We start from the raw sequence: 12,733 nt of genomic DNA on the forward strand, positions 1-12,733 counted from the left end.
CTTCATGTAGGTGTTAGCATGCTTTCCTGCCGGACGAGACGATCCTGCTAACCGGGGGCGGTTTGTTCTTAAATTAATTGTCTCGTTCCGGCATCACTTACAACCGGAGCCGGGCTGTCTCATTATTGAACGCAGCATCCAGTCTATCCACCACCACCTAGATCTGGGGTGAGAGATTTCTTGGAAATGGCCACAGCACCGTAACCGGAGAATCATTCTCAAAGGGCTTAACAGGTATATTATTTCACTTAATTATAATGCCAATGTCATGAGAAATCTTTAGTGTAAAGATTTAATAATTATCATTTAAGTGTAGATTACAAGCAGAACAATTGAATTAATCGCCACATTGAACATATAAAACCTCAACACACTTGATGTATTTAACAAGACATAGGATTAAACCCATTAAAATTAAAAAAATTTAAAATACAAACCTCGTTTTGGCCGGGTATAAATACAATTTAAACCGCAACGTTTTTAAGTAAATAAATTCATTTGCAACTAAGCATTCAGGGTTGATATAATATAACCACTTAGATAATAATCCATGTTAGTTTGGAGTTAATATGTACATAGCGATAGATGGCGATGATGTGGGGAGAAAAATAACCTCATCATACTTATCCAACTCAGAAGAGAGGTTGACATACATAAGCAACAAATTAAATGATACCACAAAAAAAATATCTAAAATGCTTTTATCCAATGGATTTGAGATAATTTTCCAAGCCGCAGATGGTGTTACAGCGAAAACAGACAACGAGGTCAATCTTAACTTTGTTTTTGATAAGATAAAATCCTATTCCTTTGACGAAATTACATTTTCAGCTGGTGTGGGAGCGAATCTAAGAGAAGCCTATGTTGCACTGTTAAATTCTAAAAGCAACGGTAAGAATATGATTTCTATTTACAAAGACATATTATAATGGTGCGAAATGTTTAGAATAATAAGATTTGACTGGTTGTTAAAAACGGTATCACTAATCTCTTTGTTTGTCACAATACTTTCATTTTGGATCTTTAAGACAGTTCTGTCTTCTGACTTAAGCCTGCTCAAATTGTTATCAATATCATCATTAGCATCCATTATCATAAACTTCTTTCTCCTTTCATCAAAGATATCAAGACTAATATGGGGAACAATAAGGTTTTTCAAGAAAGACATATATCCTGACTTAAATGGAATTTGGGTTGGACATATAATCACAGAAACAAATGATGAATTTGAAGTCCGCGCAAAAATAAAGCAAGCACTCCTTGTAACAAAGATAGAAATGCACGGCCCCACAGTTAAATCTGTTACGCTAGAAGCAACGCCAACTAAGGAACTGGATAACAACAAATTGTATTATGTATATAAATCAACCCCTAAAAACCCTAGTTGGAGCGAGTATATTGGCTCGACTATATTCGACGTAATTGAAAGTAACAATGCGCTCCAACTTTCCGGTCGATATTATACAGACAGAAAATCCGTGGGGAGAATATCAATAAAAAGAATATCACTTAACACTGACTCCGATATATCTTTTTATTAACTTTCGGAATGTTTAATTACCACAACCAGCCATGTTCGTTCTTTTAAAATAGAAGGATAATTCGCGCTACTGATATATTAATCATGGAAAAACTCCTTTCAGTAGCCATTTTCCCTAGAAAAATACCCCTGCATACCTCATATACTCCATCGAAACTGATTATTATGGAAGACTCCACTTATAAAGAATTGCGAGGGAAATTCGAGTGGTGTTTTTTTCGTCCTCTCCCCATTAGATGCCCCCAAAATAGCCATCATATTAAATTTATTTTAACACATAAACTATACTGTTAAAAATGACTAATATCTGAAAAATGAGTGCAACTCAACAATTTCATCTATTTTTTTACTTCTCTCTTATACTTTTTATATCATTTCCGTTTTTTATTCCTACCCACTCAGATTTTCTGCCTACAATAATCAGGAGCATTGTCTCTGTTGCGATCAGTCCAGTCAGCCAAGATTTCATGTCTGTATAAGACGGTTGAGGAAAATCTTCGGGATGTGTATGCCATTCGCCTAAATAAACAAGAAAGCCATTTGACTGTTCAAACAGTTCATCTACTTTCAGCTGATGATGGTCACCTTTTCTTTCAAACCGATTACGTGTCCTGATGTCACCCGGCCCTGGTTCCGAAATGTGAGTAATAACGATGTGAGGTCCCCGGCGTTCTCCTATCAGAACCCCTCCAGCTTCTGTGCTGACATATTGCATTTGGCGATATGACTTGAGCAGTCGAACGACTTCGCTCATGACCACTACATGATTGTCAAAATTATCGATGAATACCAATTCATTTATGTTCATTACACACAGGGCAATTCGGCTGATGTGGCAAAAATTGAGGTCTGAGCGAACGCCCCCCCTCAAGGATATGTTCATTGTAAGTCCACTTTAACTCTGGTTCTAGAGTACTTAACACGGCCATCTGGGCCAGAGATGACGTTATGCTACTAACTGCTGCATCATAAAGGGTGTAAGTGCTGCCACAACTTTTATTTTTTTCGCTTGATATATCAAGATCATTAAACCTTGAATCGGTTCCTTTATGGTATTTTGCAGGGTTAGAAACCATACACCCGTAACAGCTTCGGCCATCATCAATAAAGACTTTTGATGCCCGGCCGTTGCCATCATTGAACGCGTGAATAATATATGGTCTTTGCTCCAGTGGAATCTGTCTAACCACCGCAGCGATGCGTTTTGACACAGGTGGGCGTCCTGTCGCATCAATAATGATGTCGTACTTCTGCATTTCATCTGCGCTGATACGGAATTGTTCCATAAATCCTACAACCTTTGTCTGTAAATGCACAGACTCCTGTAGCTTTGCCGCAAGTGAAAGGGATTTAGGCCACCCGAAATCATGTGACGATAGGGTATGACGGCCAAAATTACTGGGTTTGTAGATATCATCATCATAAAGATGCAGATAACCCTTACCACATCCGGCTCCGTTGCGTAGTAATAATTCGGCCAGATACCCTCCAATTGTTCCACAACCTATCAACGCTATACGCTTTGTTGAAAGACTTACTGCCCCCTTCCGTCGTGTATTCCGGCTAAGGAGCGTCGCAATGTCAGCACGAATGACACCCAGCCTTTGATATTCCGTGCAAACACTTTTGCCACCCAACATCGCCGCAAGCTTGACCGTTGAGTTTTTGGCTGACTTCCGGTACCTTCTGAAATCAACAGACTGCGCATTGAACTCAACATAGATAGCTAAGATGTCCTGGTTTAAAACATCAAAGAGAAAAATGTACCTTTTCTTCCCTTCGGCTTTGATGTTTTCAATGACTCTATCTCTGGCATTGTGGTCTGATTTTTCAAGCCATTCCAGTAAGTCCCGGAATGAAGCCGGTGGCCATTTCATCCCGGCTAGACGGCTGGGATTTACAGAAATGTAATGCGTGCTGATGGGTATTTCTTTTAACGAAGTTCTGGGGAAATACCTTTGTTTGAGCCACTTGGTCATAACGGCTTCCGAGTCCTCCGGGGATGATTCCTCAACCGTTATGTACTCCTGTCTGGTAGTTCCATCAGACTTAAGTAATTTTGCCAAAGAGGTTTTAAGTGTGGTCCCCCGACTTGCGTTTGACAGAAGAAAGAGTGTCTCGCTGGGACGCCAGTATGCAGCAAACTCCCCTTCCAGTTCTCTCTTATCATTTACCCCTTGCGTAGCAGCGGATACCGAATTAATGAGGGTCTGGTGTATCTGTGCATCAACTTCTTTATATGTCGCTTCCAGATCGTTGGAATCCCAGTCTGCTTCCATCTGCTCAACATAGCAAAGGAACCCTTCCAGGGCGACATGGGGCATAAGGCAACTTTTGAACTGTTCAGGTTGCTCAATAATGAATGCTGTCGGCAGTTCTGTGAAAGGGTCGGGATGAATCACCAATGCAACATTAAAATTACCGGCATCAGTCGCGTATTCTTTCGTGTAATATCCTGCACCTCGCTCCCTGCTGTGCAGAATCGATTTTTCAGGAAGATTGCGGGCACGCGTATAGCGATACCCGCATCCCGTCATCACTTGATGGAGCTGCCCGTCCTTCATCAGCCACTTACCATCGTTTTGTTGATTGGTTTAGATGATGGCTCTTTGGATGGTGCATTGAGAAATGCCGGAGCTGCAGCACTTGACGTGATTAATAGGGCATTAGTCACACGTTTACCAAATGCTTCGTTGATTTTACGTAACGCTTCTTCCCGACTTTCTGATTGCTCAGCGGCAAGTAAAATACCGTACAGACCTTCCATAGTTTCAACGATAGCTCTATGGTGCACGTTATGGTTACTTTCCGCAGGGAACAATGGTTTTTCGTCAGTATCGTCGGGACTTTCCACACCGCGATTGAATTCCTCAGGCAGCAACCTGGCAATAAGTTTCATCGTCCCGGTGAGGTCGGAGCCATTATGAGATTCTCTATCGAGGATGTTGACGACTGCAGTCATCAGACTGATTGATGAAGGGCCCCCAACTTCCCATTGTGCATCCCGCCAAGCCTTCATAAACCGGCAAACTGAACGCAGATGCCCGCCGATACGTTTACAGCTTTCGTTGAACCAGTCTTCAACAATTTTGGGGTCGCTGACTGACCATCTTCTGACCCCTTCGCGAAGTGCCAGGTTCACTTTGTCGGACTCAACGGCATAAGCCTCGCGTCCCCCCCGGTTCAATGCAAAAGATTCAAACACCGAATCTGACTTTATGAGGTGTGCTGAATCTGCTGCTGTTTGTTTTTTCTGGAATTGTTCTTTAGGGATCGCATACATCGGTACATCAATGTGTGTTTTCTCCCGATAGATTTTGATGCGTCCGCAGGTATTCTTTTCTTCAAATACCCAGCCATCGTTTTCAGCTTCTAGTGATTTCAGTGATGTATCCACGAGAAGGAGAAGCAGAGTGTGTCCAATGCTCGGTTCGGATTCAAACACCGTCATGGGCATGTAGGTGCCATCATCAATATCCATTTCCTGCCCCGGATGAAAAGGCCTGTTTAACGTATCGTACTGAAAACTTCCTTGAGTCCAGAAACGAGGCTGGAATTTGATGAAGTCATCGCGTGCTTCATCTTCCATTTCAAAAATAAGTCGCGCTAGATCAGCACGTTCTTCGGGGGAGAGGTAGCGAACGTTTGTTTTCTCAAGTTTTAATCTGACACTTTCAAGTGTCAGCGCTTGCCTTCTCACGTCAATTGCGACTTGGCGAGCTTCCTGAAATACATCTCTCGTCCTTTCACGTACGATCTGACGAAGTGCTTTGAGTTTATCGGATTCAGTCTTGCTCAATTTGAGCTTACTGATTAAGCCATCCATATTGTGACTATAGTAATTGTTAAAATCCCAAGGCATCAGAGTTTCTCCTGCGCGATTGCGCGCTTAAAGGGTTTTGCAGGTGTAGTGAAAAAGCTCTTAAGCTTCTGGTTCTGAGCGAACTGCACAGTAGCGAGTTGTCTTCCCCTTGCGCGCAGGTTTTCAATGGAACTTTTCGTGGCATTATCCAGAGTGATGTCGCTGGCTGCTTCATTAGGGATCACTTCATCCAGACTGGTGTAGTTATCGGAGGCACCATGGAGCGTAAGCTCGCGCAGGAGCATATTTTTATGGAGATGTTGGTTAGCCGTCATGGTTGTAAGGACCAGTTTTTTACCTACGCCCCAAAGTCGGCAGTAGCCATTCCACCATTTTTTGCTCAGCAGCCTTGGGCTAAGTGAATACTCTTCCCCGGTAGTACCGATATTAAGTATGTGTATGTCTTTATGAGCAACATCAGGAAAATCAGACTTCATGTCCCTGAAAACTTCCAAAAATCCGATATAACTGGGGTTGTTGGCGACCAGACCTCCATCAGCAAAATAAGAACCAAGGTCTTCACAATGGTGTGGTGCAAAGAACGTCGGTGCAGCGGAGGTTGCGAGTGCGGCATCAATCAATTTAAGTGCACCGTCGCGGGTAAAATCTGGGTTATGTGGTGTCTTGAAGAACTGAGGTTTTCCTGTTGAAAGATTGACTGCCGGGACCATTACTCTCCGGGCCAGGTCATTAAAGGTAGTCTCACCACCGATCATCGTTTCAATTGTTTGTCGAAGTGGTTTACTACTATAAATGGGAGAAACAAGTGATTTAAGGAGATTGAATAGCCACCATCTTGGTGGAAAAATATCATTCGCTTTATCTAAGAAAACACATTCCAACTCGCGAGCACTCTTGCCTTTAGCAAGGCCGAGAGCCAAGATCCCACCTATCGATGTCCCTGCGATGAGGTCAAAGTAATCGCCAATTCTGATTTCTTGGTCAGGGTGCCTAGAGGCAAGTATCCTCTCAATCTCAGCAAGCACACTGATTGTAAACATCCCTCTGGCCCCACCACCATTTAGGCAGAGTAGCCGTACTCCATGGTCATTGACTACATGCAATTCAGACATTGAAAACCCCATAACCAGAGAATATAGCTATAAGATATGTCTGTTTTTATTCTTTTCAATGTACAAATAATCAGTGTTTTTGTAATTAGTATAAAACACTTTTAATTCTATAAAACATACTGATTTAACCTGTAAAGTTAGAATTTTTACATTTTATATCCAATCAAAGGAAGGTCTTCATTTGAAACGAAGAAGAATCATTCGATGACTCTTTGCGGTACGTGACATCCACTGGCACTATCAGGCAGTGTCCGATGAACCAAACTCTTGAAGCCTGCCTGACCTAAAGTGAAGCCCCCACAGGCAAGATAATTCCTAACGATAAGGCCAACGACGATAACATCCCTACTAACACCAACAAACGTTAGGCCATGATATTGGCACGAGGTACCTAATATTGACATCACGCAACGGTATTCGGTCAGTCTATGAGATAGCTTTCGTCCATCTCTGGGTCAACTTCAAATCTCTCAGTTTCAAAATAGATAAGACCTACTTCTTTTGGAACGGCATCTAGTTTGTCGAGTACGGCATTAATTCGAGCGCATTGCTCAGCGTTGATATAGAAGCGATGGTCGTTTAACCAATTCCGAGAATCATGATAGTTGTCGAGCGTTGCCGCCTCCAGTGTTACGACACATTGTTCTATTTTTGAACGACTGCACAGTCGCTTGATTTGAGGAATGATATCGACTGTTCGATCATCCGACACGACGATCGCAAGCCTTCGAGTGCCGCTCGTTTGCACGTAACGCACTCCGGAATTATACCGAGATCCCCTTGATGGCGTACACTCATCGGTCGCTTCACCGTCGAGAATAATCCCGATAGCATGGCAAAGACCAGCAGGATCAAGCAGTATTGTGCCATCAATACCGCTGACACTTCGAAGGAGTGATTCAGTGAGCTTAGTTGGCACGATTCTAGTACCTTGCTTGCAAAGTCGATTCGCCTCGCAGGCCGCATCTTCCGCAACGACAATCATGCTCCCATGCCCCTGACTGGTTTGGGTCATCAGAAGGTTCCACAAGTGCAATCCACTATCTTGTGAAGACAACGGAAATAGTCTCGCGTAATTTGCCAGGAAGGCAGCTTTGTCAAAAGGCTCCTGTGGAAGTTTGGGCACAGCATATTGACTGAGAAGCAGTGCTTGGTTACCGCAGTACAACTGCCAGTGATAATGATCTATAAAATCTACCGTGAACGCATCTTGTGCACTGGGATCGTGCGACTCCTTCAGTCTCCCAAGTCCATAGATGTACTGACTATTTGCGATAATGCCGACACCTGATGCCGCCATCTGCAAGACTTTCCGAACCCATCGTGGCTCACGAAAGGGAACTGGCTCAACAAACTTCGCCAGGAACTCAACCGCCTCGTTATCTGGATCGACGAGAATGAGCTGACCTATGCCTTTCGCCCCCTCGTACATAAGAGAGGAGACAAGGTTCAAAGCATCGAAAAGATCAGTATGAATGTATCTTCGTTCGATCGAGAGGCCTGCGGTGTGCAGAAAGTCCTTTGCAGCAATCCGTATTATTTCCTCGGCATCTCTCATACTGCCATGGATAAATCTTCCTGGATCAGGGTTATGCAATTCCTCGGTAGCCTCACGAAGAACCGCATACATCGCTGCATGTATCAGACTACGAAATCCATGTCCTTGTTGGCTTTCGTCAACAGAATTGGAGAGCAAAGGAGGGAATTTCTCGAAAGTGTCGTTTGGAATCTGTATGACTGGGGTGACATAATAGTCGTCTATTCGCCTAGACTCTCCGCAAAATGACGTTACGTTATGCTCGGTATCAAAAGCATCAAGTGCCTTACTAACCGATGTTCGCACTGAGTCGCGACGTATCCACTCTGGCTTGTCGCGCATGCTTGGCCCATCACCAAAAATCATACTCTGTAACCGATGATTCTTGTAAATCGATTCAACTGAATCCAGCAATCCTTCAAACAAAGATAGATGCCACTTACCATCTTCTGGCTCTACGCATATCGGATTCGCATTTTTACTGCCAGGGCGGCGAGCACCAACAAGTAGCACTTCTGCATCAGCCGGTGCACCCAATTTTTTCAGTACATTACGTGCCAGAATCTGGATGTGAATTCTGTAGCTGTCCTGATATCCCCACATAAAAAGGTTAATGATGCTACCTGCCACCTCGATTTCTCCTGCTTGCTGTTTGCCGTGCCCTAAGACCAGCAGTTTTGTCGACTCACTTCACCATTCATTCCACATTTTTATTGCAGCGTCGATAAACGCTTCCGCATCGGCTTTCTCCCATGAGGTATGTGTCCCCTCCCAAAGCAAGTAATACTGTTCATTGGCGCATACCAGCTTGTCTTTATCTGCTTCTGTCTGAATCCAATTCATGGCATTGACAAAACAATCAGCATAACTGGTGCCAAACTTTTCATTTGGCACGTTGTAGAGTAGACCTTCAAGGTAATAGGAAGGTGCAAGTCCTGACTTCAATTTTCCGTCAGCAATGAGTTTACTTCGAAGGTTCTTCAGTACGCGAACCATGGGCTTTAGCCATTTATTACTGGCCTGATGTTTTAAGGTGAGATTTTCTGAATGCTGCTTGGGGTAATTGGCAATCCGTTCACCAGCGCCATTAAAGAAACAGATGCCCTCATCGTATTGTGAGTCGTAATGCCCCTTGAATTTCCAATAACGACGAAACTGCATTGATGCGATAACGTCAGCTTTGCGCCTACTTCCATTTGCCGCTACAACTATGGCCTTATCTCCGACCTTAACATCAGACCCGAAGCGCTCTGTAAGAGCCTCAAGCACATCTTGCTTAAATTGAGTATACGAGTAGGTTGCAGGAACAAATGCACGGTCATACGCATCTTTGTCTTCTGGTGATAACTGTGTGAGGTCACTGTAGTAGACATCATCAAGACATATGACTACATCAACGTCACTTTCAGCATAAATGTTAGTATCGTTTCCATAGGAGCCCTGAAGGAATACTTTAAAATTCTTTCCATGATACTTAGTGTTTGCGCTCTCTAATGCATTCTTTATAATGCTATAAGTCGAGGCAGACTGTGCAATAGATCCTTGGTGGGACCATGTATCGAGCTGTGATTCAGGTATTCCCATATTATTTCGCCTCACTCATATCAGAAACTCTCTTAATTGTGCCTCACGAGCTCCAAAAGACTCCCTACCACGCTGTCGAAGGGTATTCAGTTTATCTAAATTGTACTCAAGTAAATCTGTCGCCATCTCAGGCCGTTCGAATGTGTCGCTGATCCGAATCGTCGGAATATCTTTGAATAGAATGTCGCGTAGTTGATCCATCGATTGTGTATTGATCTCTAGAGTTTTTTGAAGCAGCTGGACTGCGAGCCATTTCTTAGCAATCCGCATAAGGAGACCTGGTTTAGGTTCTGGATAGATACCAACACCGACATTTATAACCCGGATATCCTTGTGATCTTTTTTCAGAGCGACAGTGGCGTCGGCGATTGCAAACAAGGTGGGGTTGTTTGCGCAGTAACCTCCATCGATCAACTCAACCTTATCTCCTGCTGCGGTAACAATCACTTTCCTTTCGAAGAACGGATAAGCCGAGCAAGACGCTTGCACTGCATCAGCGATGCTGACCCCGAATCCTGGACTGAAGGTTCCCTTGCGACCATGGGCCTGCACAACATTACCTTTGAAGATCATTGGTCTTTCGGTCATCCATCGAGTTGCGACGATGCCAATACCCATCAGAACATCTTCGAATGTCTTGTCTTGAAAAACTTCCTTAGCCAAATCCTGGAGCGCCATTGTTCTTGCCGCAGCCGACCGGCTGGACATAACTCGTGGTACATGTTCGGTGTACAGTGCGTGTATTTGATCTACTTCGTATCCTAGAGCGATGAGCGCGGCAATAATCGCACCGGTGCTAGTACCAAATACAAGATCAAACCTCTTATATAATGGGCACCCAAGCATAGCCTCAATTTCCTTGAGGACACCCAGCGTATAAAAGCCCTTTGCACCGCCACCATCAAGTGCGAGAACACGGCATATGTTGTCGTTGCCGTACTCGGTGAGTAGTGATGACGGCGAAACAGAGTAAGTCATTATTTTGCACTCCTTGTTCACTACGAGGATATCCAACTAGTACCGAACAATTTATAAAAGCTGGAGACTTCAAGTAGTCCGAAACCTGCATAAACCAACAGCGTGAGCGGATGGATCTCCATCAAATCGCATAGTAGGCTAACTTCTTCGAGGTAGGACTTTTAAGGTCGCGTTCTATCGAAATAAGGTAGATAAAATACCTCTTGACTCACACCACGGCCTCCCTCATCTGTTGCAGAGCATTGGGCAACGATGCTTTAAGCGTCTTCATTCTGTACTTTACCTAAACACCTAGAGTTGCGGACATATTACACAATAGGGCCTAAACCTATACTATTCATTGATCTATTTTTACGCATTTGCCACTTTAATAAAATCCACAACTGCGGCTTCACTCAAAAGTGGAGAGTCCGGCCAGTATTTACTGCATTACGTGCGTCAATTGCTGTACCCATACGGTTCTGCGAATAGATAACTTTCATATCCACCCCATCCATGGAACACCAAAGTAACGATCAGCATATCCGAGGTTCACTCAACCCAGCCTTACGTAACCCGCTACTATTGGTGGTCATTTTGGTGGTCTTGACAGAAAGTGGATTCAGGTTTAGCTTGAATATTAGCCAGTTACTGGCAAAGGCGATCCCAGTCAGAGGAGCCAAATTCTTGTTTTCATGCATCTTCACGAATCTTTATACGATTTAGATTCAACAGGTTAGCGTGAAAAGTCTTCCTGATGCATTTTCATTTTCCCCTGCGCATCGGGCAAGATTGGTAGTCTGATTTGGGGTCATTTCAGTTTGATTATGGAGTGACCACCCTATGCCACTGAACGACACTAAAATCCGCAGCTTAAAATCATCCGCTAAACCTTTCTAAGTTTCCGACTCTCGTGGCCTGTACCTTTTAGTCAATCCAGGCGGTTCAATAATTACGTTGAATTTACTGAGCGGTGCTGAGCTTCGCGCAAGCCGATGCAATACGCCGCCCGGCTTCAGCTACTGTAGCGTTATCGGTGGCAATCGATAAGCGGAAATAGGGCGACAAGCCGTATGCGCTGCCGCCAACGCCGGACACGCCGCTTTCCAGCAGATAATCCAGCACGTCAGCTTCGTTTTCGATTTTTGCCCCGTCAGGCCGGTAACGTCCGATTAATCCGGCGCAGCGGCAAAAGACAAAGAAACCGCCCTGCGGCACCCGCAACTCCAGCCCGTCAATATTCGCCAGAATCTCGGTTATCACATCGCGCCGTTGTTGATATGCCGCAACCTGTGGTGCAATAAAATCCAGCCCGCCGTTAAAGGCTGCAAGCGCAGCTGCCTGACTCACCGAACTGGCACCGGAACTGATTTGCGACTGCACCACGGTCATGGCGGTAATAAGCGCCTTCGGCCCGGCACCGAAACCAATCCGCCAGCCGGTCATCGCATAAGTTTTGGATACGCCGCCCACCAGCAGGCTACGCGCCTGAAAATCATCGGCCACGTTGAGCAGATTCTGATGTTCACAGCCATCAAACAGAATCTGCTCATATAAGTCATCGAGCATGACCAGCACCTGCGGATGCCCGCGCAGGACGGCGGCCAGCGCCTGTAATTCAGCGGTAGAATATACCGCACCGCTCGGGTTTCCCGGATGATTGAGTACCAGCCAGCGGGTACGCGATGTAGTGCTGGCAGCCAGTTGTTCCGGCGTCAGTTTGTAACCCTGCTCCAGATGGCATTCGATAAACACCGGCGTGCCGCCGTTAAACCGCACGCTGTCCGGAAATGTCGGCCAGTACGGCACCGGTACAATCACTTCATCGCCATCATTAAGCGTGGCGGCAAAGGCATTGAAAATGACCTGCTTGGCACCGTTGGCAATAATGATGTCTGCAACAGCGAATTCCAGCCGGTTTTCCCGCTGTAATTTCTGCTGCACCGCCTCACGCAACGCCGGAATCCCCGGCGTCGGCGTGTATTTTGTTTCGCCACGCGCAATCGCCTCGTATGCTGCCTGTTTGATGTGATCGGGTGTATCAAAATCCGGTTCGCCAGTGGTGAGATCCAAAATATCCACCCCGGCTCTTTTCAGTTCATTGGTGCGCTGTTTCGCCGCCGCATTGGCGGAAAGTGACACGCGCTGAACGCGGTCTGACAAAGAAATCGTCATCGTAA

The 12,733-nt window shown here is 44.9% G+C and carries 10 protein-coding genes; 2 read left to right on the forward strand and 8 right to left on the reverse strand.

The window, feature by feature from the left end; all coding sequences use genetic code 11:
- Positions 1-569 precede the first annotated feature (569 nt).
- Complete coding sequence (locus ABLU67_RS16025; protein ID WP_001593450.1) at positions 570-929, forward strand: mCpol domain-containing protein; 360 nt, start codon at positions 570-572, stop codon at positions 927-929.
- 957 nt (positions 930-1,886) lie between these two features.
- On the opposite strand, the gene ABLU67_RS16030 is transcribed toward ABLU67_RS16025, so the two are convergent.
- From ABLU67_RS16030 to ABLU67_RS16060, 7 genes are all read right to left on the reverse strand, one after another.
- Positions 1,887-2,294 (reverse strand): Mov34/MPN/PAD-1 family protein, encoded by a 408-nt coding sequence (locus ABLU67_RS16030; RefSeq protein WP_223340727.1) that lies wholly within the window; start codon positions 2,292-2,294, stop codon positions 1,887-1,889.
- Positions 2,295-2,334: 40 nt separating this feature from the next.
- Positions 2,335-4,104: an E2/UBC family protein gene (locus tag ABLU67_RS16035; RefSeq protein ID WP_064375562.1), complete on the reverse strand. Its 1,770-nt coding sequence runs from the start codon at positions 4,102-4,104 to the stop codon at positions 2,335-2,337.
- Positions 4,104-5,402, reverse strand: a complete 1,299-nt coding sequence (gene dncV, locus ABLU67_RS16040; protein ID WP_001593454.1) for a CBASS phage resistance system c-GMP-AMP synthase DncV — start codon at positions 5,400-5,402, stop codon at positions 4,104-4,106. Before dncV ends, ABLU67_RS16035 begins: the two co-directional genes overlap by 1 nt.
- Positions 5,402-6,475: a CBASS cGAMP-activated phospholipase gene (locus ABLU67_RS16045; RefSeq protein WP_032142592.1), complete on the reverse strand. Its 1,074-nt coding sequence runs from the start codon at positions 6,473-6,475 to the stop codon at positions 5,402-5,404. The genes dncV and ABLU67_RS16045 overlap by 1 nt, the downstream gene beginning before the upstream one ends.
- A gap of 421 nt (positions 6,476-6,896) precedes the next feature.
- The gene (locus ABLU67_RS16050) at positions 6,897-8,642 is read right to left on the reverse strand and encodes a hypothetical protein (RefSeq protein ID WP_064375865.1); all 1,746 of its coding nucleotides are present in this window, start codon (positions 8,640-8,642) and stop codon (positions 6,897-6,899) included.
- A 60-nt stretch (positions 8,643-8,702) separates the two neighbouring features.
- Entirely contained in the window at positions 8,703-9,596 is an 894-nt protein-coding gene (locus ABLU67_RS16055; protein WP_001593458.1) for a nucleotidyltransferase, read from the reverse strand.
- Between the two features lie 15 nt (positions 9,597-9,611).
- Entirely contained in the window at positions 9,612-10,574 is a 963-nt protein-coding gene (locus ABLU67_RS16060; protein WP_001593459.1) for a patatin-like phospholipase family protein, read from the reverse strand.
- A gap of 495 nt (positions 10,575-11,069) precedes the next feature.
- Between ABLU67_RS16060 and ABLU67_RS16065 the strand changes: the two genes are divergently transcribed.
- A complete protein-coding gene (locus tag ABLU67_RS16065; RefSeq protein WP_348852372.1) occupies positions 11,070-11,279 on the forward strand; it encodes a hypothetical protein in 210 nt (69 codons plus the stop codon).
- Positions 11,280-11,516: 237 nt separating this feature from the next.
- Here ABLU67_RS16065 and ABLU67_RS16070 read toward each other — a convergent pair whose 3' ends face one another.
- Positions 11,517-12,728, reverse strand: a complete 1,212-nt coding sequence (locus tag ABLU67_RS16070) for an aminotransferase class I/II-fold pyridoxal phosphate-dependent enzyme (RefSeq protein ID WP_348852373.1) — start codon at positions 12,726-12,728, stop codon at positions 11,517-11,519.
- Positions 12,729-12,733 lie beyond the last annotated feature (5 nt).

The organism is Klebsiella sp. GN_Kp190 (assembly GCF_040061795.1).
GTDB classification, from domain to species: Bacteria; Pseudomonadota; Gammaproteobacteria; order Enterobacterales; family Enterobacteriaceae; genus Klebsiella; species Klebsiella michiganensis.